This window comes from Streptomyces sp. HSG2 (genome assembly GCF_016598575.1).
Taxonomy (GTDB): domain Bacteria; phylum Actinomycetota; class Actinomycetes; order Streptomycetales; family Streptomycetaceae; genus Streptomyces.
Map to the genome: position 1 here is coordinate 500,487 of NZ_CP066801.1, position 21,418 is coordinate 521,904.

20 protein-coding genes and 1 pseudogene are annotated in these 21,418 nt (G+C 72.5%); 10 read left to right on the top strand and 11 right to left on the bottom strand.

Going from position 1 to position 21,418, the window contains the following annotated elements; all coding sequences use genetic code 11:
* Positions 1-77: 77 nt before the first annotated feature.
* Positions 78-1,205 carry a LacI family DNA-binding transcriptional regulator gene (locus JEK78_RS01715; protein ID WP_200262321.1) on the top strand — a complete coding sequence of 376 codons (1,128 nt, stop codon included), beginning with the start codon at positions 78-80 and terminating at the stop codon, positions 1,203-1,205.
* Between the two features lie 126 nt (positions 1,206-1,331).
* Here JEK78_RS01715 and JEK78_RS01720 read toward each other — a convergent pair whose 3' ends face one another.
* The 4 genes from JEK78_RS01720 to JEK78_RS01735 form a co-directional block, all read right to left on the bottom strand.
* Positions 1,332-2,294, bottom strand: a complete 963-nt coding sequence (locus tag JEK78_RS01720; protein WP_200262322.1) for an electron transfer flavoprotein subunit alpha/FixB family protein — start codon at positions 2,292-2,294, stop codon at positions 1,332-1,334.
* A gap of 53 nt (positions 2,295-2,347) precedes the next feature.
* Positions 2,348-3,136, bottom strand: coding sequence for an electron transfer flavoprotein subunit beta/FixA family protein (locus JEK78_RS01725; RefSeq protein WP_200262323.1), 789 nt, complete (start codon positions 3,134-3,136; stop codon positions 2,348-2,350).
* 197 nt (positions 3,137-3,333) lie between these two features.
* Positions 3,334-3,882 (bottom strand): flavin reductase family protein, encoded by a 549-nt coding sequence (locus JEK78_RS01730; RefSeq protein ID WP_200262324.1) that lies wholly within the window; start codon positions 3,880-3,882, stop codon positions 3,334-3,336.
* A gap of 144 nt (positions 3,883-4,026) precedes the next feature.
* Positions 4,027-4,353 carry a thioredoxin family protein gene (locus JEK78_RS01735; RefSeq protein ID WP_200262325.1) on the bottom strand — a complete coding sequence of 109 codons (327 nt, stop codon included), beginning with the start codon at positions 4,351-4,353 and terminating at the stop codon, positions 4,027-4,029.
* A 298-nt stretch (positions 4,354-4,651) separates the two neighbouring features.
* Between JEK78_RS01735 and JEK78_RS01740 the strand changes: the two genes are divergently transcribed.
* Positions 4,652-5,380 carry a lysophospholipid acyltransferase family protein gene (locus JEK78_RS01740; RefSeq protein ID WP_200262326.1) on the top strand — a complete coding sequence of 243 codons (729 nt, stop codon included), beginning with the start codon at positions 4,652-4,654 and terminating at the stop codon, positions 5,378-5,380.
* A gap of 91 nt (positions 5,381-5,471) precedes the next feature.
* Here the strand turns inward: JEK78_RS01740 and JEK78_RS01745 are convergent, their stop codons facing one another.
* The 3 genes from JEK78_RS01745 to JEK78_RS01755 are packed head-to-tail and all read right to left on the bottom strand — an operon-like array spanning position 5,472 to position 8,730.
* Complete coding sequence (locus tag JEK78_RS01745; protein WP_200262327.1) at positions 5,472-6,545, bottom strand: low specificity L-threonine aldolase; 1,074 nt, start codon at positions 6,543-6,545, stop codon at positions 5,472-5,474.
* The gene (locus JEK78_RS01750) at positions 6,542-7,288 is read right to left on the bottom strand and encodes an SDR family NAD(P)-dependent oxidoreductase (protein ID WP_200263940.1); all 747 of its coding nucleotides are present in this window, start codon (positions 7,286-7,288) and stop codon (positions 6,542-6,544) included. The genes JEK78_RS01745 and JEK78_RS01750 overlap by 4 nt, the downstream gene beginning before the upstream one ends.
* A gap of 44 nt (positions 7,289-7,332) precedes the next feature.
* Positions 7,333-8,730: a DUF6421 family protein gene (locus JEK78_RS01755; RefSeq protein ID WP_200262328.1), complete on the bottom strand. Its 1,398-nt coding sequence runs from the start codon at positions 8,728-8,730 to the stop codon at positions 7,333-7,335.
* Positions 8,731-8,973: 243 nt separating this feature from the next.
* Here JEK78_RS01755 and JEK78_RS01760 point away from each other — a divergent pair, with 243 nt between their 5' ends.
* Positions 8,974-9,657 carry a glycerophosphodiester phosphodiesterase family protein gene (locus JEK78_RS01760; RefSeq protein ID WP_200262329.1) on the top strand — a complete coding sequence of 228 codons (684 nt, stop codon included), beginning with the start codon at positions 8,974-8,976 and terminating at the stop codon, positions 9,655-9,657.
* A gap of 33 nt (positions 9,658-9,690) precedes the next feature.
* On the opposite strand, the gene JEK78_RS01765 is transcribed toward JEK78_RS01760, so the two are convergent.
* On the bottom strand, positions 9,691-10,230 hold the full coding sequence (locus JEK78_RS01765; RefSeq protein WP_200262330.1) for a GNAT family N-acetyltransferase: 540 nt from the start codon (positions 10,228-10,230) through the stop codon (positions 9,691-9,693).
* A 91-nt stretch (positions 10,231-10,321) separates the two neighbouring features.
* Here JEK78_RS01765 and JEK78_RS01770 point away from each other — a divergent pair, with 91 nt between their 5' ends.
* The 3 genes and pseudogenes from JEK78_RS01770 to JEK78_RS01780 form a co-directional block, all read left to right on the top strand.
* On the top strand, positions 10,322-10,714 hold the full coding sequence (locus JEK78_RS01770) for a VOC family protein (RefSeq protein WP_200262331.1): 393 nt from the start codon (positions 10,322-10,324) through the stop codon (positions 10,712-10,714).
* Positions 10,715-10,820: 106 nt separating this feature from the next.
* Positions 10,821-11,759, top strand: coding sequence for a M56 family metallopeptidase (locus JEK78_RS01775; RefSeq protein ID WP_200262332.1), 939 nt, complete (start codon positions 10,821-10,823; stop codon positions 11,757-11,759).
* Between the two features lie 161 nt (positions 11,760-11,920).
* A pseudogene (locus JEK78_RS01780) lies at positions 11,921-12,580 on the top strand (phosphatase PAP2 family protein); the annotation flags it as partial.
* A gap of 194 nt (positions 12,581-12,774) precedes the next feature.
* Here the strand turns inward: JEK78_RS01780 and JEK78_RS01785 are convergent.
* Positions 12,775-14,277 (bottom strand): hypothetical protein, encoded by a 1,503-nt coding sequence (locus JEK78_RS01785; protein WP_242483230.1) that lies wholly within the window; start codon positions 14,275-14,277, stop codon positions 12,775-12,777.
* Positions 14,278-14,446: 169 nt separating this feature from the next.
* On the opposite strand from JEK78_RS01785, the gene JEK78_RS01790 reads away from it, so the two are divergent.
* The 3 genes from JEK78_RS01790 (at position 14,447) to JEK78_RS01800 (ending at position 17,903) form a co-directional block, all read left to right on the top strand.
* On the top strand, positions 14,447-15,103 hold the full coding sequence (locus JEK78_RS01790; protein ID WP_242483231.1) for a DUF305 domain-containing protein: 657 nt from the start codon (positions 14,447-14,449) through the stop codon (positions 15,101-15,103).
* Between the two features lie 228 nt (positions 15,104-15,331).
* Positions 15,332-16,666, top strand: a complete 1,335-nt coding sequence (locus JEK78_RS01795) for an FAD-dependent oxidoreductase (RefSeq protein ID WP_200262336.1) — start codon at positions 15,332-15,334, stop codon at positions 16,664-16,666.
* Positions 16,667-16,817: 151 nt separating this feature from the next.
* Positions 16,818-17,903: a sialidase family protein gene (locus tag JEK78_RS01800; RefSeq protein ID WP_200262337.1), complete on the top strand. Its 1,086-nt coding sequence runs from the start codon at positions 16,818-16,820 to the stop codon at positions 17,901-17,903.
* Positions 17,904-17,968: 65 nt separating this feature from the next.
* On the opposite strand, the gene JEK78_RS01805 is transcribed toward JEK78_RS01800, so the two are convergent.
* On the bottom strand, positions 17,969-18,646 hold the full coding sequence (locus tag JEK78_RS01805; protein WP_200262338.1) for a uracil-DNA glycosylase: 678 nt from the start codon (positions 18,644-18,646) through the stop codon (positions 17,969-17,971).
* 275 nt (positions 18,647-18,921) lie between these two features.
* Between JEK78_RS01805 and JEK78_RS01810 the strand changes: the two genes are divergently transcribed.
* Positions 18,922-19,842: a hypothetical protein gene (locus JEK78_RS01810; RefSeq protein WP_200262339.1), complete on the top strand. Its 921-nt coding sequence runs from the start codon at positions 18,922-18,924 to the stop codon at positions 19,840-19,842.
* A gap of 60 nt (positions 19,843-19,902) precedes the next feature.
* On the opposite strand, the gene JEK78_RS01815 is transcribed toward JEK78_RS01810, so the two are convergent.
* Positions 19,903-21,390 carry an FUSC family protein gene (locus tag JEK78_RS01815; RefSeq protein WP_200262340.1) on the bottom strand — a complete coding sequence of 496 codons (1,488 nt, stop codon included), beginning with the start codon at positions 21,388-21,390 and terminating at the stop codon, positions 19,903-19,905.
* Between the last annotated feature and the right edge of the window lie 28 nt (positions 21,391-21,418).

Below are 21,418 nucleotides of genomic sequence, written 5' to 3' on the forward strand. Positions count from 1 at the left end.
CGCCGGCCATCAGTCTCTCCCGCCCCTGACAACGTTGTCCAGCGCCTATGCTCGACGCCACGTGCTCATACAAGCGCATGACCGACCTCGCCCGCCCCGGCCGACAGGAGCAAGAGCAGTTCGTGGACGACAGGACAGGACACCACGCCGTGCCCGCACCACCCTCGGCACGGGACCGCCGGGCCGCACCGGTGCGGCGCTACGGCAACCGTCCGACCATGAAGGACGTGGCCGCTCGGGCGGGGGTCGGCCTGAAGACCGTCTCCCGGGTGGTCAATCAGGAGGCGGGCGTCACCCCCGAGACCGAGCGCCGTGTGCGGGAGTCGATCGAGGCGCTGGGGTTCCGCCGCAACGACAGCGCGCGGGTGCTGCGCAAGGGCCGCACCTCCACGATCGGCCTGGTACTGGAGGACCTGGCCGACCCGTTCTACGGCCCGCTCAGTCGGTCCGTCGAGGAGGTGGCCCGCGCCCACGGCGCCCTGCTGATCAACGGCTCCAGCGCGGAGGATCCCGACCGCGAGCGGGAACTCGTGCTCGCGCTGTGCGCCCGACGGGTGGACGGCCTGGTGGTCGTCCCCGCCGGTGACGACCACCGCTACCTGGAGCCGGAGCTCAAGGCGGGGGTGGCCGTGGTGTTCGTGGACCGCCCGGCGGGCCTCATCGACGCCGACGTGGTGCTCTGCGACAACTTCGGCGGTGCCCGGGACGGCGTGGCCCGACTGATCGCCCACGGACACCGGCGGATCGGCTTCATCGGCGACATGCCGCGCATCCACACGGCCGCGGAGCGACTGCGGGGGTACCGGGCGGCGATGGAGGACGCCGGCCTGTCTCCCGAGGACGCCTGGATGTCCCTCGGCGCCACCGACCCCGATCGGGTGGGTCGCGCGGCCCGGCGGATGCTGTCCGGCCCCCGCCCGGTCACCGCCATCTTCGGCGCCAACAACCGCGTGACGGTCACCGTCGTCCGTGTCCTGGCCGGCCACGAGCGGCGGGTCGCCCTGGTCGGATTCGACGACATCGAACTCGGCGATCTACTGCGGCCGGGGATCACGGTGGTGGCACAGGACGCCGCCGCCTTGGGCCGAACCGCCGCCGAACGTCTCTTCCGGCAGTTGGACGGAACGCCTCCCCCGCCGGAACGGGTCGAGCTGCCGACCCGGTTGATCCCCCGAGGGTCGGGGGAACTGGCCCCCGAGGACTGACGGCGAGCGCGCGACGCTCTTCTCCGCGGAGCCTCCCGGCGCGGGGCCACCCGACAGGCGTGAGGCCCCGGTCCGAGGGAGCGGACCGGGGCCTCGACGGCTCCGCGCGAGGACGGTTGCGCGGGCTCAGCCCTTGCGGGCCACGATCTCCTCGGTGAGCTGCGGTACGACGTCGAAGAGGTCGCCGACGACGCCGTAGTCGACCAGCTCGAAGATCGGCGCCTCGGCGTCCTTGTTGATCGCCACGATCGTCTTGGACGTCTGCATGCCGGCCCGGTGCTGGATCGCGCCGGAGATGCCGGCGGCGACGTACAACTGCGGCGAGACCGACTTGCCGGTCTGGCCGACCTGGTTGGTGTGCGGGTACCAACCGGCGTCGACGGCGGCGCGCGAGGCGCCCACGGCCGCGCCGAGCGAGTCGGCGAGCGCCTCGATGACGGCGAAGTTCTCGGCGCCGTTGACGCCGCGACCGCCGGAGACCACGATCGCGGCCTCCGTCAGCTCCGGACGACCGGTCGACTCGCGCGGCGTGCGCGCGGTGACCTTGGTACCGGTGGCCTGCTCGGAGAAGGTCACGTCGAGGGCCTCGACCGCGCCGGCGGCGGGGGCGGGCTCGACGGCGGCGCTGTTCGGCTTGACGGTGATGACCGGGGTGCCCTTGGAGACCCTGGACTTCGTCGTGTAGGCGGCGGCGAAGACCGACTGGGTGGCGACCGGGCCTTGGTCGCCCGCTTCGAGGTCGATGGCGTCGGTGATGACGCCCGACCCGATGCGGAGCGCCAGACGGGCGGCGATCTCCTTGCCCTCCGCCGAGGACGGCACGAGCACGGCGGCCGGGGAGACGATGTCGTGGGCCGCCCGAAGCGCGTCGACCTTCGGGACCACGAGGTAGTCGGCGTACTCGGCGGCCTCGTGGGTCAGCACCCTGACGGCGCCGTGCTCGGCCAGTGTGGCGGCGGTGTCGCCGGCTCCCGCGCCGAGGGCGACGGCCACCGGGTCGCCGATGCGGCGGGCCAACGTCAGCAGTTCCAGGGTGGGCTTGCGGACGGCGCCGTCCGCGTGGTCGACGTAGACGAGAACTTCAGCCATGGGACTTCTTCACTCCTGCTCGCGAAAGGTGAGGGACGGACAGCGGGGCGGGCTCAGACGAACTTCTGGCCCGCGAGGAACTCGGCGAGTTGCCTGCCGCCCTCGCCCTCGTCCTTGACGATCGTGCCCGCCGTGCGCGCCGGGCGCTCCGTGGCACCGTCCACGGTCGTCCAGGCGTTCTCCAGACCGACCTCGTCCGCGTCGACGTCCAGGTCGGACAGGTCCCAGGACTCCACGGGCTTCTTCTTCGCCGCCATGATGCCCTTGAAGGACGGGTAGCGGGCCTCGCCCGACTGGTCGGTGACGGACACGACGGCCGGCAGCGCGGCCTCCAGTCGCTCCGTCGCGGCGTCTCCGTCGCGGCGGCCCTTGACGGTGCCGTCCTCGACCGAGACCTCCGACAGCAGGGTCACCTGGGGGACCCCCAGGCGCTCGGCCAGCAGCGCGGGGACGACGCCCATGGTGCCGTCGGTGGAGGCCATGCCGGAGATCACCAGGTCGTATCCGGCCTTCTCGACGGCCTTGGCCAGGACCAGGGAGGTGCCGATGGCGTCGGTGCCGTGCAGGTCGTCGTCCTCGACGTGGATCGCCTTGTCGGCACCCATGGACAGCGCCTTGCGCAGCGCGTCCTTGGCGTCCTCGGGGCCCACCGTCAGGACGGTGATCTCCACGTCGTCGTCGGAGTTCTCCGAGATCCGCAGCGCCTGCTCCACCGCGTACTCGTCCAACTCGGAGAGCAGGCCGTCCACATCGTCGCGGTCGACGGTCAGGTCATCGGCGAAATGCCGGTCGCCGGTGGCGTCGGGCACGTACTTCACGGTGACAACGATCCTCAAGCTCACGCCGGCTCTCCTACTGCATCGTCATTTCAGTGCTGCCTGCTTGCAGGCAGCATAGGCGCCTCAAGCGGCGGTTCCGGGGCGGAGCGGGCTCCCGCGCCGTCCGAGATATTACTCGTCAGTACATCCAGCTCATGCCCACTGAGCAAGCGCCCCGAACTGTGACCTTCGCAACGCAGCGTAACCGGAACCCGACGAGGTCATCGAGCCGTTCGCTCGGGCCGGTCGCGCAGACCGGTGAACCGTCCCTGGTGGTAGACCAGCGGACCGGCGAGCCCGTCGGTGTCGCCCGCCACCGGCTCGGCCGACACCAGCTCGGCCACCACGATGCGGTGATCACCGGCCGGCACCCGGCCCACGACACGGCAGACCACGGCGGCCAGGACTCCCTCCAGTACCGGCACGCCCTCGGCCCCTACGTGCCACGCCGTCGGGGGAGCGAAGCGGTCGACCCCGCCGCGGGCGAAGGTCGCGGCCAGCTCGCGCTGCCCCTCCGCCAGGAGGTGCACCCCCACGTGATCGGCCTCCGCGAGGGCGGGCCACGTGGACGAGGCGACGCCGACACCGAAGGAGAGCAGGGCGGGCTCGGCCGACACCGAGGTGAGGGAGGTCGCGGTGAAGCCCCTCGGACCACCCTTGCCCGGCACGGTGATCACGGCGACCCCGGCGGCATGCCGACGAAAGACCGCGCGCAGCAGGGCCGAGCCTGCGAGGCGGGGAGAACCGACCAGGTCGGATGGGGCCGTCATGCGGGAAGTCCTTCTGCGGTTCGCCCGGGCCGGAGGGTGCGGGCACGGCCGGCGGGCACGGTTTCCAGGCTGACGATCACCGGTTCGCCCCGTCAAGCGGGTGCCGGAATTGTGGAGGAGGTCTCATGGCCGCGGTGACGACGGTCACAGGGCGGCCCCCAGGGCGGCGATCACGTCGGCCTTGCGCGGAGCGCCCGTCGCCCGCCGCACGATGCGACCGCCGGCGTCCAGGACCAACACCGTGGGCGTACGCGCGATGCCCAGTTCGCGTACCAGATCGAGGCGCGCCTCGGCGTCGATCTCGATGTGGACGACCCCTTCGACCATGGCCGCCACCTCGCCCAGCACCCGTCGGGTCGCGCGGCAGGGGGCGCAGAAAGCGCTGGAGAACTGCGCGAGCGTCGCGCGCGCGCCCAGCGGTGCCCCGAGTTGTGCGTCACCGAGCCGCCTGCCCTCGTCCGCCGCGCCCACTGTGTTCCTCCGATCCCGCCGGTCCGGCGGTGTACGGTCCTCGCTGTCCGACCGTCCACCCGGGCGGTCCCGGCCGGGCCCGGGAACCCGCCCGCCGGTACAGCGTGTCGCCCCGCGTGTCGATTCCCCGACCTCCCCCGACGGGCGGGGACGTGACGAGAATCTCGCGCCCCGCGACCCCCGGGGCTGGTCCCCGGGCCCTTCATACGGCACGATCTGCGACAAGCCGCAAACCTACGGCCGCGTAACTTCGGCTGGGATACCCCTTCCCAGGCAGAGCAGGAGGGCCCTCCCGCCCATGGCAGAACTCGTCTACCGCCCGGTCATCGGACTCGCCCGCACGCTGTTCAAGGTGTGGGACCTCAGGATCGACTGCCAGGGATCGCACAACATCCCCCGCTCGGGCGGTGCCGTTCTGGTCAGCAACCACATCAGCTACCTGGACTTCGTCTTCAACGGGCTGGCGGCGCTGCCGCAGAAGCGACTGGTGCGCTTCATGGCGAAGGAGTCCGTCTTCCGGCACCGGATCTCCGGTCCACTCATGCGCGGGATGAAGCACATCCCGGTCGACCGCGCGCAGGGCGACGCCGCGTACGCGCACGCGCTGGACTCGCTCCGCTCCGGGGAGATCATCGGCGTCTTCCCCGAGGCGACCATCTCGCAGTCGTTCACCCTGAAGACCTTCAAGTCCGGTGCCGCGCGGCTGGCCCAGGAAGCCGGGGTACCGCTGGTACCGATGGCCGTCTGGGGGACGCAGCGCCTGTGGACCAAGGGACACCCGCGCAACTTCGGGCGAAGCCACCTGCCGATCACCATGCGGGTCGGCGAGGCGCTGGAGGCTCCCCGCGACAAGTACGCCGGCGCCGTCACCCGTCAGCTGCGCCAGCGGGTCCAGGAGATGCTGGAGGCGGCCCAGCGGGCCTACCCGGTGCGCCCCAAGGCATCCGAGGAAACCTGGTGGATGCCCGCCCATCTGGGCGGCACGGCTCCGACGGCGGAGCAGATCCGGGCAGCGGAGACCGGCTGACCCGGCCCTTCGCTCCGCGGCGCGGGGGCAGGAGGTCGGGCGCCCCGGAGAGGTCCCGCGATCGCCTCGCGGGACCTCTCCGGGGCGCCGGTCAGCGCCCGGCCATCTCCTCCTTGAGCGCGGCCAGGAAGGCGTCCACGTCGTCCTCCGCGGTGTCGAAGGAGCACATCCAGCGGACGTCCCCGGTGGACTCGTCCCAGAAGTAGAAGCGGAACCGCCGCTGAAGCCGCTCGGTGACCTCTCGGGGGAGCCGGGCGAAGACCGCGTTCGCCTGCACGGGGTACAGGATCTCCACGCCGTCGACGGCGCGCACTCCCTCGGCCAGCCGTCGGGCCATCTCGTTGGCGTGGCGTGCGTTGCGCAGCCAGAGGTCCTTGGCGAGCAGGGCCTCCATCTGCACGGAGACGAAGCGCATCTTGGACGCCAGCTGCATGGACAGTTTCCGCAGGTGCCTCATGTGGCGCACGGCGTCGGGATCGATCACGACGACCGCCTCCCCGAACACGGCGCCGTTCTTGGTCCCGCCGAGCGAGAGCAGGTCGACCCCGACGGCGTTGGTGAAGGCTCGCATGGGCACGTTCAGCGAGGCCGCGGCGTTGGCCAGCCGGGAGCCGTCCAGGTGCACCCGCATCCCGCGGGCGTGGGCGTGCTCGCAGATCGCCCGGATCTCGTCCGGCGTGTAGAGCGTGCCCAGCTCGGTGCTCTGGGTGATCGAGACGACCTGCGGCATGGCGCGGTGTTCGTCGTCCCAGCCGTACGCCTGCCGGTCGATCAGCTCGGGGGTGAGCTTCCCGTCCGGGGTGGGCACCGTCAGCAGCTTCAGCCCGCCGACTCGTTCCGGGGCACCGCACTCGTCGACGTTGATGTGCGCGCTCTCGGCGCAGATCACCGCTCCCCAGCGGTCGGTGACCGCCTGGAGGGCGACGACGTTGGCACCCGTGCCGTTGAAGACCGGGAACGCCTCGGCGGTGGGCCCGAAGTGCCCGCGGATCACCCGCTGGAGGTTGCCGGTGTACACGTCCTCGCCATAGGCCACCTGGTGCCCGCCGTTGGCGAGGGACATCGCGGCGAGCACCTCGGGGTGCGCGCCCGCGTAGTTGTCGCTGGCGAAACCCCGGGTCTCGGGGTCGTGCCGCCGGCGGGCGTCGGTCTTGGGAGGGTTCACGGCTTGTCGGTCAGCCACAGACGGTTTCCGTTCACTTCCGCGGCGGGCTTCCCCCAGACGCCGACCACGGCGTCCGCCAGGTCCGCGACGTCCGTGAAGCCCGCGAACTTCGCATGGGGCCGCTCGGCGCGCATCGCCTCGTGCACCAGTGCCTTGACGACCAGGATCGCAGCCGCGGAACTCGGCCCTCCGTCGCCCCCCGCCTTGCGGAAGTAGTCGGCCATCGCCAGGGTCCAGGCCTCCGCGGCGGCCTTGGCGGCGCCGTAGGCCGCGTTGCCCGCCGTGGGCCGGGTCGCGCCGGAAGCGCTGATCAGGAGGTACCGTCCTCGGTCGCTGCGCTGGAGAGCCTCGTGGAAGGCGAGGGAGGTGTGCTGGACGGTGCGGATCAGCAGCTTCTCCAGCAGCTCCCAGTCGTCGAGGTCGGTCTTGGTGAACGTCTGGCTGCCGCGCCAGCCGCCGACCAGGTGGACGAGGCCGTCGACGTGCCCGTACTCCCGTTCGACGCGGTCGGCCCAGGCCCGTGCGGAATCCAGGTCGAGAAGGTCGACCGTCTCGCCGGTGACGGTGGCCCCGCCGTGGGCGTACCGGGCGGCGTCCACGGCCTCGGCCAGACGTTGCGGGTCGTTGTCCGAGCCGACGACGGTCGCGCCCGCCTCGGCCAGTCGGAGAAGCGTCGCCCGCCCCGCCGGTCCACCCGCGCCGGCCACCGCGACCACCGCGCCTTCAAGAGCCCCGTTGCCCATGTTCCTCGCCTCCCGAGCCTGTTCCCGTCCGTGGCCGTGGTCGCTCACGCGGCCGTCCGTCCGATGTCGTCCCTGGCGATGCCCCGGGTCGCGGCGATCACCTTCTTGAGCTTCTTGGACAGGGCCTCGTAGAACATGCTCAGCGGAAACTCGTCCGGCAGCACGTCGTCGACCAGCTTGCGCGGCGGCAGGGTCAGATCCAGCGCCTCGGGTCCCTTGGCCCACGTGGAGCCGGGGTGGGGTGCGAGATAGGTGGAGACCAGCTCGTAGCCGGCGAACCAGTGCACGAGCTTGGGACGGTCGATCCCCTCGCGGTACAACCGCTCGATCTCGCCGCACAGCCGGTTGGTGACCCGGGGCGCGTTCTCCCAGTCGATCGAGAGCTTGTTGTCGACCCAGCGAACGACGTCGTGCTTGTGCAGGTAGGCGAAGAGCAGCTGGCCACCGAGCCCGTCGTAGTTGCGCACTCTCTCGCCGGTGACCGGGAAGCGGAACATCCGGTCGAACAGGACCGCGATCTGCACGTCCCGTGCCTGGGGGACACCCTCGCTCGCCAGTTTCACGGCCTCCTTGAAGGCCGTGAGGTCACAGCGCAGCTCCTCCAGACCGTACATCCAGAACGGCTGGCGCTGCTTGATCATGAAGGGGTCGAAAGGCAGGTCGCCATGGCTGTGGGTGCGGTCGTGGATCATGTCCCACAGGACGAACGCCTCCTCGCAGCGCTTCTGGTCGTGCACCAGGGCGGCGACGTCCTCGGGCAGTTCCAGCCCAAGGATGTCGACGGCTGCGGCGGTGACGCGACGAAAGCGCGCCGCCTCCCGGTCGCAGAAGATCCCGCCCCAGGAGAAGCGCTCCGGAGCCTCGCGGACGGCGATGGTCTCCGGGAAGAGCACGGCGGAGTTGGTGTCGTAGCCCGAGGTGAAGCCCTCGAAGGTGATTCCGCAGAACAGCGGGTTGTCGTAGCGGGTCCGCTCCAGCTCGGCCAGCCAGTCGGGCCAGACCATACGCAGGGCGACCGCCTCCAGGTTGCGGTCCGGGTTGCCGTTCTGCGTGTACATCGGGAACACCACGAGATGCTGGAGGCCGTCCCGCCTGTCGGCCGCGGGCTGGAAGGCCAGCAGCGAGTCCAGGAAATCGGGAACGGGGAAGCCCTCTCCCGCCCAGCGTTCGAGGTCCGCGACGAGAGCCTCGTGGTAGGCGAGATCGTGCGGCAGGAGCGGGGACAGCTCTCGGACCGCGGCGACGACACGGCCTACGACGGCCCGGGCCTCGGCGGGTTCCGGGGCGCCCTCGGCTTCGAAATCGATCGACCCGTCCCCGGACTGCCATGGCCGGATCCGCTCCACGGCATCCTTGAGCACGGGCCAGGCAGGGTGCTCGACCAGCCTGCCCGACGAAGGAACCTCCTTCGCGGCCCCCTGTTGCACAAGAATTTCCGTCATGTCTCACCCTCCACGGGAGAACCTCGCATCAGCGACCACCGTACGCAGACAGCGTTTCGGCCAGCAAGAGGGCCCTCGGGAAATTATCCTGCCGCTCCCCACTCTTCACCACATTTCTTCCTGCCGGAAGGCCGGGGTGTGGGCGACGACACAGATGCGGAATCATGGACGCCGCACAGCCGACGACACGGCACGGGACAGGAGCCGGCGACCGGCCGGCCTCCCGACGAGAAAGAGTGGACCGTGGACCTTCTGACCATCGGACATCGGGGCATGGCGGGCGTCGAACCGGAGAACACCCTGCGTTCCTTCGTCGCCGCCGAGCGGGCCGGTCTGGACGCCGTCGAGCTGGACCTGCACCTGAGCAAGGACGGCGCGCTGATCGTGATCCACGACGCCGAGGTTGACCGCACGACGGACGGCAGCGGCCCCGTGGCCGAGAAGACCCTGGCCGAACTCCGCGCCCTGGACGCCGGGGGCGGCGAGAGAGTCCCGGTGTTCGAGGAGGTCCTGGAGGCCGTGTCACTGCCGATCCAAGCCGAGATCAAGGACGTCGCGGCGGCACGGACCCTGGCCGGGACGATGCTCCGACTCGACCTCGCCGACCGTGTCGAGGTGATCTCCTTCCACGACGAGGCGATCGTCGAGCTGGCCCGGCTGGTTCCCGGCGCGCGGACGGCGCTGGTCGCCCAGTACTACGGCCCCGAGGTGGTGGATCGGGCCGTCGCGGCGGGCGCGCGGACACTCTGCCTGGACGTGCGCCGACTGACGCTGGAGACGGTCGCACGGGCCCGCGCCGCGCGGCTGCGGGTGCTGTCCTGGACGGTCAACACGGATCAGGAACTGCGTCTGGTGCGGACCCTGGAACTGGACGGCGCGACCACCGATCGTCCGGAGATCCACCGCGCCGCCCGCGCGGCGTCCTGATGCACGCTGCCGGCGGCGCCCGGTGGACACGGTTCAGACAAGCGGCTTGTCCAGGAGCTCGAATCGCAGATCCGGGCGGCGCGGGATACCGAAGCGCTCGTCCCCGTAGGGGAAGGGACTCATCCGCCCCGTTCGCCGGTAGCCCCGGCGCTCGTACCACGCGATGAGGTCCTCACGGACGGAGATGACCGTCATCCGCATCTCGGGCAGGCCCCAGTCCTCCCGGGCGCGACGTTCCGCCTCGGCCAGCACCACGCGCCCCAGCCCGGCGCCCTGGAGCCCCGGACAGACCGCGAACATCCCGAAGTAGGCGTGGTCCGAGCGGCGCTCCAGCCGGCAACAGGCGACGATCCTTCCGTTCAGCTCGCCGGTCAACAACCCCCCGTCGGGGGAGTCGATCACCCGCAGTACGCCGTCTACGTCGGTGCGCCGCCCTCCCAGTAGGTCCGCCTCGGTCGTCCAGCCCGCCCTGCTGGCCTCTCCCCGGTACGCCGACTCGATCAACGCCACCAGATCGACGGCGTCGGCGGCGACGGCGTCGCGGAAGGCGAGGCGATTGGCGACGGTGTCCATGGCTCTGTTCTCCGGTCCGGGTGTGCGCGGACACCCGATTTCTCGGCGGCGGGGCTCCGCAGAGGGTAACCCCACCGCTAGTGTCGCCCGCATGGTGCATGTACTCAGCAGCCGCATCCTGCTCCGCCCCTCCGACCCGGACCGGTCCCGGGAGTTCTACGGCGAACGGCTCGGGCTGGCCGTCCACCGAGAGTTCGGCACCGGGGTGGAACGCGGCACGGTCTACTTCCTCGGTGGCGGCTTCCTGGAGGTCTCCGGGCGCGCCGAGCGACCACCGAGCCCGGGTCCGTGCCTGTGGTTGCAGGTCGAGGACGTCTCGGCCGCCCGGGACGAACTGATCGCCAGAGGCGTGGAGATCGTCCGGCCGCCGGTGCGGGAGCCCTGGGGACTCGTGGAGATGTGGATCACGGACCCCGACGGTGTCCGGATCGTCGTGGTCGAGGTCCCGGCCGACCATCCGCTGCGCTACCGACCGGGCGTGTGAGCCGCGCCGAGGCCACCGTCACGTGCGCCGGACGGGGCCCGTTGCCTGGGTCACTTCACGGCGACTTCGGGTGCGTGGGGGGCCGTGCCCCTCTAACCTGCCCCCCATGACCCTCCCCGCGGCCCTGTTGCTGCTCGGCGCCGTCGTCGCGATCGCCGCTCCCCGCCTCCTCGCACGCGTGGACTGGACCGACCGGGAACCGGTGATCGCCCTGTGGGCCTGGCAGTGCGTCGTGGCGGCCGTCCTGCTGTGCTGCGCCCTGTCCATGACGCTCAGCGCCGCCGCGGCCTGGCACGAGGTGGGCGGCCCGGTGTTCGCGACGGCCCCGCGCGCCGTGGTCGAGGCGTACGCGCCCGGGTCGGCGGGCGGAGCCGCCGCGGCCACGGCGACGGCACTGGCCTGCGGTGGGCTGTGGACCGCCGCCACGTGGGCACGGGAGGTGCTGGGGGCCAGGGCGCGCCGGCGACTCCGCCGCGCCGAACTGCGCGACCTCGCCCCGCTGCTGCCCGGCGAAGTCCCCGGCCCCGAGCGGTTGGTGGTCGTGGAGAGCGAGCGCGCCGACGTCTCCTGGCTGCCCGGTGCTCCTCCTCAACTGGTCGTCACCACGGCCGCGTTGCGCCGACTGGAGGGGCCGCGCCTGGACGCGGTCCTGGCCCACGAGCACGGACACGCCCGAGCCAGACACGACTGGCTGCTGCACTGCTCGGCGGCGCTCGCCGAGGGGTTCCCGCAGGTTCCGGTGTTCGCCGCGTTCCGCGACGAGATGCACCGCTTGGTGGAGCTGGCCGCCGACGACGTGGCCTCCCGGCGTTTCGGGCGCCTGACGACCGCCCGCGCACTGGTGGAACTCAACCGGGACCGGGGCGTGTTCGGGCCGTGCCCCTCCACCGGGGCCCAGGTGCCCCAACGGGTGCGCCGGCTGCTGACGGCACAGGACCGCCTGTCGTCCGGTCGGCGTCTTCGGCTGACGGCGGCGGCCTCCCTGATCCCGGTCGTACCAGTGCTCGTGGCGCTCATTCCCGGCCTGCGCGCGCTGAGCGGCTGAGGCAGCCGGTCGAGCCGCCGCAGCGGTTGCGGGGTGACCGGCCGTGCGGAGGCGGCGCGCCGCCTCGTCCAGGGGGCTTCGCGGGGGGCGCGGACCGTCCGTTCGGCCCACCACCGGTGGGTGAGCGTGCCGGAGCCCGTCCGGTCGGCGAACATCGCGGGATGCCGACGTCGCCGGGTTCCTCGTCCCGTCCGTTTCGAACGAGCGTCACCGCGGCTCGGGCCGCCTGGGCGCTGGGAGCGGCGTCGGCGCTGCTGCTGACGCTGGTGGTGACGCGCTGGGGACCGTTGCTCGCGGTCGACGAGGCCGTGGCTCGGGCCACTCATGGATGGGCGGTCGGCGCGCCGGGGCCGACCAGCGCCGCGCGGATCCTGTCCGACTGGGTGTGGGACCCCTGGACGATGCGGTTGATCTGCGCGGTGGTGGTGGTGTGGTCGTTGCTGCGGTGGCGGGACCGCCGGCTCGCGGTGTGGCTGACCCTCGCGTGCGTGCTGGGTTCCCTGGCGCAGTTGGGCCTGAAGGCGGCGGTGGGACGCGCGCGCCCGGTGTGGACCGACCCGGTGGACAGCGCCGAGTTCGCCGCCTTCCCGTCGGGTCACGCCATGACCGCCACCTTCGTGTGCGGCCTGCTGCTCCGGGTCCTGCGCCGTCGTGGCGCGCGGCCCGGCGTACGGCGGGCCGCGCTCGCGGTGGCCTCGGTCTCCGTGGTGGGCGTCGGGCTGACACGAGTGTGGCTCGGCGTGCACTGGGCCTCGGACGTGGTGGCGGGGTGGTCCTTCGGCGCCCTGGTGGTGGCGGTGGCGGTGCTCGTGGACCGGCGGCGCGCCATTCGGCCCGGTTGGCGTCTTCGGTGGCGCCCGCCGCCCCGAGCCTGGCCCGGGGCGGCCTTTCGAAGAGGTCGCCCCGGGCGCGCCGACACACGGGGCGGCGGGAGCACGCCCGAGGTTCGGCGGAAGCGGCGACGGCTGCGGACCCCGCCGGGCGGTCCCACGCCTCCGCCTCTCCCGCGGCGGACTCAGCGCCGGTAGTCGGGCTGGGTCTGGACGTTCAGCTCGCGCAGCCGGACCCGGTCGGCGGCGTCGGTGCGCGCGTCGTCGAGTCGCAGGACGTCCAGGCCCTTGACGATGTCGTTGGAGTAGATGTGGCCGTTGTAGTAGTACGCCGACCAGGAGCCACCGGTGGTGACCCGGTCGGTCGTGAGCGGCCCGCGCTCGAAGTAGGCGATCTCGACGGGGTTGTCGGAGTCGGTGAACTCCCACACCGAGACGCCGCCTTGGTACCAGGCCTGCACCATGACGTCACGGCCCTCGACCGGGATCAGCGAACCGTTGTGGGCCACGCAGTTCTCGGTCTCCGCCTGGTGGCGCGGGATCTTGAAGTAGCTGCGGAAGACCAGTTCGGCGGACCGGCCCTCTCCCACGATGTCGTAGACGCCGTCGGCGCCGCGGTTGGGGCCGATCTCCGCGTTGCAGGTGGCGCCGCCGCCACCGCCGAGTTCGTCGGTGAACACGACCTTGTCCGCGCCCTGGTTGAAGGTGGCCGAGTGCCAGAAGGCGAAGTTGACGTTGTCCTGGACTCGGTCGATCACCCGGGGCCGCTCCGGGTCCTTGATGGAGAAGAGGATGCCGTCGCCCATGCAGGCCCCGGCCGCCAGGTCCCGTGAGGGCAGCACGGTGATGTCGTGGCAGCCGGTGGTCTTGGAGACCCCGGGATTGGTGGGACCACCGGGGTTTCCGCCGCCGTCGGGGCCGTCGCCCGGGAAGAGCACCGGGAATCCGACGACCTTCGCCCGCTCGGGCGCCTTGCGCGGCACCTTGATCACGGAGATGCCGTCGTGCGGCGGCCGGCAGTCGGGGTAGGCGTCGTTCGGGCCGTAGGAGGAGACGTAGACGTATACGTCGCGTCGCTCGGGCACGAGGGTGTGGGTGTGGGAACCGCAGGCGGTCTCGACGGCGGCGACGTACTTCGGGTCGCGCTTGTCGCTGATGTCGAAGATCTTCACGCCCTCCCACGAGTCCTTCTCGGTCGCGGGCTGGGTGGTGCTCTGACAGCTGCTGTCGCTGCGCGAGGAGTCGGTGGAGAGGAACAGCAGGTCACCGGAGACGGAGATGTCGTTCTGTGAGCCCGGACAGAGCACCTGGGCCACCGTGCTGGGGGCCGCGGGGTCGCCGATGTCGAGGACGCGGAACCCGTCGTAGTTGCCGGCGAAGGCGTAGTCGCCCTGGAAGGCGAGGTCCGAGTTGGTGCCGGGCAAGGCGTCGTTGGGGATGTTGGCCAGGTGCCGGATGTTGTCGGAGTGGTCGATCTCGTCCTGGCCCGGTATCTCCCCGTTCTCGATGGCCTCCCGTACGGCGGCGCGTTCCGTCCCCAGGACCTCCCGTGAGACGGACGGGCCGTCCCCGGGGTCGGGGGTCGCGCCCGCCGGGGACGCGGTGAGCAGGGCGGCCAGCAGGCCCGCGGCGGTCGCGGCGACGCCCAGGAGTCTGCGTCGGTTCGGCGGGTGGTTCGACAGGATCACTGCATTCCTCCCTCGGTCCGTTCTCTCGGGAACGGGACTTCCTCGCAGTATGGTCTTGAGCATGCACATATCAACAGGGGGTTCCCGGGCACGTGCGGACGCCCGCCGTCCGGCCACGCGCCGCACGCCCCCCGCGACGTGCCAGCCTCGACCGTCACAGGAGGTCACCGTGCCCTTCCGTCCCGCGCCCCGCTCACCGCGCGTCGTCGCGGTCGCCGCCCTGGCCGCTCTCCTTCTCGCCGGTTGCGAGGGAGACGCCGACACCGACGCGGCGACGTCGGGCGAACCGGCCGTCGTCGCGCCCGGCCTCCCCGGCGAGGGCAACCGCACGCTCTCCGCCGAGGAGGCCCGGGAATCGCGCGTCGACGACGACTCGCCCAACTCGGCGGACGTGACGTACGCGAGGGACATGATCGTCCACCACGAACAGGCTCTGGTGATGACGGCGTTGGTGCCGGAGCGCGCCACGTCCGAGGCGGTGACGCGGATCGCCGAGCGGATCGCCGCGGCTCAAGGGCCGGAAATCGACGCCATGCGGGGCTGGCTCTCCGAGCACGGCGAGAAGGAGACGGAAGCGCACGGACACGACCACCACGCCGCGATGCCGGGGATGGCCACCGAGTCTCAACTGGACGACCTCCGGGACGCCCGCGGCGAGTCCTTCGATCGGCTGTTCCTGCGGCTGATGATCACTCACCACGAGGGCGCGCTGACCATGGTCGCCGACGTCAAGGCCCAGGGGAACAACGTGCGGATCGAGGAGATGGCGGACGACGTGGTGGCGACCCAGACGAGCGAGATCGGCCGGATGCGCGCCATGCTGTGACCCCCGGACGCGGCGCCGTCGCGCGCGGATCGTCCGGATGCGCTTCGCTCACACCGGCCGCGACCGTGCCCGGCACGACCGGACGGGGAAGGCGCCCGACGCGTCACGCCCCGGCCGGGACGCTCTCCGTCCGCGCGGGGGACGCGGTCGCGCGGCGGCGCGCGGCACCCTGTCGAGCTGAGCGGCGCGGTGCCATGCTGGAGGAATCCCCGGGAAGGGAGTGCCGTCGTGCTGCGTGTGGCCGTGGTGGGTTCGGGCCCGAGCGGGTGTTACACCGCGCTGGGCATCGTGGAGCGCGATCCCACGGCCCGGGTCGACGTCCTGGACCGACTCCCCTGCCCGTACGGTCTGGTGCGCTACGGGGTCGCCCCGGACCACGAGAAGATCAAATCGTTGCAGCACACGCTGCGCGCGGTGCTGGAGCACGAACGGGTCCGGTTCCTGGGTGCCGTCCCGGTCGGGGCCGACGGTGTGTCGCCCTCCCGCGTCCGCGAGCTCTACCACGCGGTCGTGTACTGCGTGGGCGCCGCAGCGGACCGGCGCCTCGGCGTCCCCGGGGAGGATCTGCCGGGCAGTTGGTCCGCCACGGAGTTCGTCTCCTGGTACAGCGCCCATCCGGACGCGGTGGACGAGGGGTTCCTGAGGGACGTCCGCTCGGCCGTGGTGATCGGCATGGGAAACGTGGCCGTCGACGTCGCCCGGATGCTGGCGCGGCATCGGGCAGAGCTGCGCCGGACCGACATCCCCGAGGAAGCGCTCGCCATCCTGGGCGACGCGCGCGTGCGGGACATCCACGTGGTGGGCAGGCGCGGCCCGTCGCAGGCCCGGTTCACCACCAAGGAACTGCGCGAACTCGGCACCCTGCCCGACACAGGCGTCGTCGTGGACCCCGCGGAGGCCCGCCTCGATCCGGCCTACCGGGATCCCATCGGGTTGCCCGGCCCCGTCGCGCGGAACATGGCGGTCCTTCACGGGTGGACCACCCCGGCGAAGGCCCCCTCCCGGATCCGCCTGCGGTTCTTCCTACGCCCAGTGGAGGTGGTGGCCGTCCACGGGAGAGTGGGCGCGGTGCGGTTCGAACGCACCGTGCCCGACGGCGACGGCGGGGTGCGGGGCACGGGCCGCCATGTGGAGATCGAGGCACGGCTGGTCCTGCGATCGGTCGGGTACCGAGGAGTGCCACAGGCCGGACTGCCGTTCGACCCGGGACCCGGCACCGTGCCCCACCGGGCCGGACGTGTCCTGGAGGACGGGGCCGTCCTCCCGGGCGTGTACGTGGCGGGGTGGATCAAGCGTGGCCCCACCGGCGTGATCGGGAGCAACCGCCCCTGTGCGAAGGAGACGGTGCTCTCGCTGCTGGCCGACGCCGACTCGCCGACCCGGCGCGCGCTGCCCGACGATCCACTGCCCGCGTTGCGCGCCGCGGGAGCGCGACCGGTGGAGTGGGAGGGGTGGCGTGCCATCATGCGGGCCGAGTCCCGGCTCGGCGACAGCCTGGGGCGAGGCTCCGTGAAGCTCCAGGACTGGAAGTCGCTCCTGGCCGCCGCCCGCACCACCGGCTGACTCGTCCGCGCGGCTCCGTGACGGCCTCGACGTGCCGAGACGCGCCCCACGACCTGCGAGGACGGTGAGCCTCTCGGTGGCGGCGCCGGGCCCGGGGCACACTGACCGCGGGCGGCCAGGGGCGTCGCCGAAGGCTGTGGAGGTGATCGGCATGCCCGAGGTGGTACTCGCCGTGGGCACCCGCAAGGGGTTGTTCCTGGCGCGCCGTCGGAACGGCTCCTGGGAGTTCGACGAGGAGCCCCGATTCCCCGCCCAGGCCGTGTACTCGGTGGCCCTGGACACACGCGGAGAGCGTCCTCGGATGTGGGCGGGCGGGGACAGCGCGCACTGGGGCCCCTCGGTGTTCCACTCCGACGACCTGGGCCGGACGTGGAAGGAACCCGACCGGCCGCCGGTCAGGTTTCCCGAGGACACCGGGGCCTCCCTTGAACGGGTCTGGCAGCTACACCCGTCCGCGACCGACCCCGACGTGGTGTACGCGGGCACGGAACCCGCCGCGCTCTACCGGTCGGAGGACCGCGGGGAGACCTTCGAACTGGTCCGGGCCCTGTGGGAGCACCCGACGCGGTCACGGTGGACACCGGGGGGTGGCGGCGAGGGACTGCACACCGTGCTGACGGACCCCCGCGACGAGCGGGAGGTCACCGTCGCGGTCTCGGCGGCGGGCGTCTTCCGCAGCTCGGACGGCGGTACGAGTTGGTCGCCCTCCAACGCCGGGGTCTCGGCGGTGTTCCTCCCCGATCCCGACCCCGAGTTCGGGCAGTGCGTCCACAAGGTGGCCCGTGACGCGGTCGACCCCGACCGCCTGTACCTGCAGAACCACTGGGGCGTGTACCGCAGCGACGACGCGGGCGCGCACTGGTCGGACATCGGCGGCGGGCTCCCGTCCACCTTCGGCTTCGCCGCCGCCGCGCACCCTCGGAGGGGCGGGACGGCGTACGTCTTCCCGATCAACGCGGACTCCGACCGCGTGCCGGCCGACCGCCGGTGCCGTGTCTTTCGCACGTCGGACGCCGGAGCGACCTGGGAGCCGCTGACGGCGGGGCTGCCACGCGAGCACCACTACGGCACGGTGCTGCGCGACGCGCTCTGTCTGGACGACCGGGACCGACCGGGCGTGTACTTCGGCAACCGCAACGGCGAGTTGTTCGCCTCGGACGACGAGGGCGACAGTTGGCGGCGGTTGGCCGCGCACCTGCCGGACGTTCTCTGCGTCCGGGCCGGCGTGGTCGCCTGAGGCGACCGGACCTCTCGGCCTCCCGGGGGCCCGCGCCTCGACGCGGTCGCGCCGGGTCCGTCGGCCTAGGGAAGGCGCCAGTCGATCGGCCGGGCGCCCTGCCGCGTCAGCAGGTCGTTGGCCCGGCTGAAGGGACGGGAGCCGAAGAAGCCGCGGTCCGCCGACATCGGGGACGGATGCGCGGACTCGACGGCCGGCAGCTCGCCGAGCAACGGTCGCAGGTTGCGCGCGTCCCGCCCCCAGAGGATCGAGACCAAGGGTTCGTCCCGCGCGACGAGAGCGCGGATGGCCTGCTCGGTGACCTCCTCCCACCCCTTGCCGCGATGCGCGGCCGGACGGCGTGGGGCGGTGGTCAGCGCCCTGTTCAGCAGCAGCACCCCCTGCTCGGTCCACGGTGTCAGATCCCCGGTCGACGGTCGGGGGGCTCCGAGGTCGGTGCGCATCTCGCGGAAGATGTTCTCCAGGCTTCCCGGGAGCGTGCGTACCTCCGGGGCGACCGAGAAGCTCAGACCCACGGCCATCCCCGGCGTCGGGTAGGGGTCCTGACCGACGATCAGCACACGCACGTCGTCGAAGGGCCGCTGGAAGGCCCGCAGGACGTTCGCCCCGGACGGCAGATAGGTGCGACCGGCGGCCACCTCGGCTCGGAGGAAGTCCCCCATCGCGGCGATGCGTTCGGCCGCGGGTTCGAGGGCCTTCGCCCAGCCTGCTTCGACGAGCTCGTGCAAGGGTCGTGGTGCCACGGTCCGTCACCCTACTGGCAGGCGGCGCGCGGCGCATCCGTGCCTCCTTCGCGCATACCAGTCCTCCCCCGGGAGAGGCGTCGGCTTCCGCGTCCGTCGAGGTCCGTCGGGGCGGCGGCACCCATATGGTTCCGGCGGTGAACACCCCACCCGCCACCGAAAGATGTCGATGTCGGCGGATCCGTCCGCCACCCTTCGGACAAAACCGGACGCATCCCGCTCACCCGCCCCCTGCCCGAACGTCGGCGCGCGGACAGCCAGTAACATGCGGCGCCATGAGCTCCCCCACTGGGCCCGCGTCCGGCCTGCCAGTACGAATGCCGCGCCCCCGCCAGTCCGGACGGCACCGCCGCCCCGAGCCCCTGGCGGCTCCAGAGGGGGCGCCCGCGCTCGTCCTCGCCGTGCCGGGCGGGCCCGACGGCGCCGCCCTGGGGCTCGCCGAGGAGGTCCTCAGCATCGCGCGTTCCGAACTGCCCGGCCTCGACGCCCGAGTCGGCTTCGTGGACGGCGACGACGCGGACCTGTCTTCTCTGCGGTCCGTGCTCGCCACGGCCACCGAGGAACGCGCCGCGCGTCGGGAGTCGGCCGCAACGGCCGGCGTCGAGGCTCCGGACGCGGACGCGCCCGTGGCGGTGGTCGTGCCCTTGCTGGCCGGCCCGGACGGCGCGTTGATGCGTCGGCTCCGGCAGGCCGTGATGGACAGCCGTGCGGCGGTCGAGCTGACCGACGCACTGGGTCCGCACCCCCTGCTGGCGGAGGCCCTGCACGTCCGCCTCTCCGAGGCGGGGTTGGCCCGTGCCGACCGGGCCCGGCTGTTCACCGTGGCGACGGCGGCGGACGGCATCATCCTCGCGTCCCTGGGCGGCGAGGAGGCCGCGCAGGCGGCCGGGATCACCGGCATGCTGTTGGCCGCCCGACTGGCGGTGCCGGTGATGGCCGCCGCGCTGGACGAGGAGGGCGCCATCGCCTCCGTGGCCGAGCGGCTGCGTTCCTCCGGCTCCGGGCAGTTGGCACTCGCGCCGTACCTGATCGGCCCGGAGATCGAGGCGACCTTGCTGGAGGAGGCCGCGAAGGAGGCCGACTGCCCCGCCGCCCAGCCACTTGGCCCCTACCCGGCGGTCGGCAAGCTGGCCCTGGGCAAGTACACGACGGCGTTGGGCATCACCCCTCGGCAGCCGGGGACGCCGACCCGCTGAGACCGCGGGCCGGGCCGGCCGCCGCCGTACCGTCCCTTCGACGCCGTGGGGCTCCGCTCCTCAGACCGCCACCGGCGGCAACCGCCTGCGTGTGCGCAGCGGCGCGGCGAGCCCGGCGAGCGCGCTCTCCACCCCGTGTGCGTGCGCGAGGGCGGCGCCGCCCGCCGCCGGAGGCGGCGCGGCGTGGGACGGCGCCGCGTCACCCCCCGCGAGAGCCTCCACGGCGGCCTCCACGCGACGGGAAGCGTCCCGCAGGTCGGGGAGCGCCCGCGGGTCGACCGCGGCAGCGGCCAGCGCGCCGACCTCCCGCGCGCAGTCGTCCAGGAGTGCCACCACCACGCGGGCGCGTCGCTTCCTCCCGGGCATCGGGCTGAGAGGGTGGAGCAGCGGCGCCACCGCGAGGCGGACTCGGCCGAGCGCCCGCTCCAGTTCCGCCACCCGTGCCGCGGGATCGGCCTTCGGGTCGCCGGCGAGTCGGGCGGCGACCTCCGTTGTGCAGACGTGGACACACCTCAGCGCGCGACGGACGGAGGCCTGGGTGACACCGTGCGTGGTGACCGGAAGCAGGAGCGTCACCGCGATGGCGGCGCCGAGGGCTCCCACGCCGGTCTCGGCGAGCCGCAGGGCGAGCAGCCCGGGGGTGAGCGCTCCCAGCAGCCCGTAGAGCAGCGAGGCGAGCAGGGTCACGCAGAGCGTCATCCAGGAATACGACACCGCGGCGGTGTAGAAGATCCCGAAGACGCAGAGGGCGACGAGAGCGGCTGTCGGCACCGGTGCTCCCGCCACGGGAACGGCGACGACCAGGGCCGCTCCGACTCCGACGACGGTTCCGAGGACTCGGCGGAAGCCCCGGACGAGGGTCTCCCCGCGCGAGGTGGTGCCGACGAAGATCCACCAGGTCGCCCCCACCGCCCAGTACCAGCGCTCCCCCGAGACCAGCTGTCCGACCACGAGCGCGAACCCGGCGCCGGCGGTGGCCTGGACCGCCTGACGGGTGGTGACCCGGGCCAGCCCGCGCGCGGCGGGGGGAGCCGGCACGGCGGCGGGCGGATCCCGGCGCTCGTAGCACCACAGGCCGAATCGCGTGAGCGACGCGACCCCGAGCGACAGCAGCACCGCCGCGTACAGCTCGGGCAGGCGACCCGGGCCGGCGTCGAGGAACTGGGCGACGAAGTACGTCATGAACGCGAACACACCCAGGCTGTGGCCACGCGGACCCCAGCGGCGCGCGTAGACCCCGACCCCCACGACCGCCAGGAAGGTCAGGTCGCGGGCCACGGGGTCGGCGTGGAACACCGCGGCGGCGGCCAGCAGCGGCAGGCCCACCACCGGCAACAACGCGGTGGTGACGGCCTGGGACCGGATCGTGGTGTCGGTCACCGTGAAGAGGGCGAGGAGGGCGGCGAGGCCCCCGGTGATCGCACCGACCGTCGAGTGGCCGGCCAGGCCGGAGGCGACGACGGCCAGCACGACGCCGAGCACGCCCCGGGTGGCGAAGCGCAGCCGGGCACGGCCCGGATCCGGGGCCGCGAAGACCTTCTTGAGCACTGCCGTCCCCTCGGGAACTCGACGATCG

Excerpts from the sequence above, each read along its gene's own strand:
- JEK78_RS01715 (WP_200262321.1), top strand. The coding sequence starts at position 78 with ATGACCGACCTCGCCCGCCCCGGCCGACAGGAGCAAGAGCAGTTCGTG.
- JEK78_RS01720 (WP_200262322.1), bottom strand. The coding sequence starts at position 2,294 with ATGGCTGAAGTTCTCGTCTACGTCGACCACGCGGACGGCGCCGTCCGC.
- JEK78_RS01730 (WP_200262324.1), bottom strand. The coding sequence starts at position 3,882 with ATGACGGCCCCATCCGACCTGGTCGGTTCTCCCCGCCTCGCAGGCTCG.
- JEK78_RS01740 (WP_200262326.1), top strand. The coding sequence starts at position 4,652 with ATGGCAGAACTCGTCTACCGCCCGGTCATCGGACTCGCCCGCACGCTG.
- JEK78_RS01750 (WP_200263940.1), bottom strand. The coding sequence starts at position 7,288 with ATGGGCAACGGGGCTCTTGAAGGCGCGGTGGTCGCGGTGGCCGGCGCG.
- JEK78_RS01755 (WP_200262328.1), bottom strand. The coding sequence starts at position 8,730 with ATGACGGAAATTCTTGTGCAACAGGGGGCCGCGAAGGAGGTTCCTTCG.
- JEK78_RS01765 (WP_200262330.1), bottom strand. The coding sequence starts at position 10,230 with ATGGACACCGTCGCCAATCGCCTCGCCTTCCGCGACGCCGTCGCCGCC.
- JEK78_RS01770 (WP_200262331.1), top strand. The coding sequence starts at position 10,322 with ATGGTGCATGTACTCAGCAGCCGCATCCTGCTCCGCCCCTCCGACCCG.
- JEK78_RS01775 (WP_200262332.1), top strand. The coding sequence starts at position 10,821 with ATGACCCTCCCCGCGGCCCTGTTGCTGCTCGGCGCCGTCGTCGCGATC.
- JEK78_RS01800 (WP_200262337.1), top strand. The coding sequence starts at position 16,818 with ATGCCCGAGGTGGTACTCGCCGTGGGCACCCGCAAGGGGTTGTTCCTG.
- JEK78_RS01810 (WP_200262339.1), top strand. The coding sequence starts at position 18,922 with ATGAGCTCCCCCACTGGGCCCGCGTCCGGCCTGCCAGTACGAATGCCG.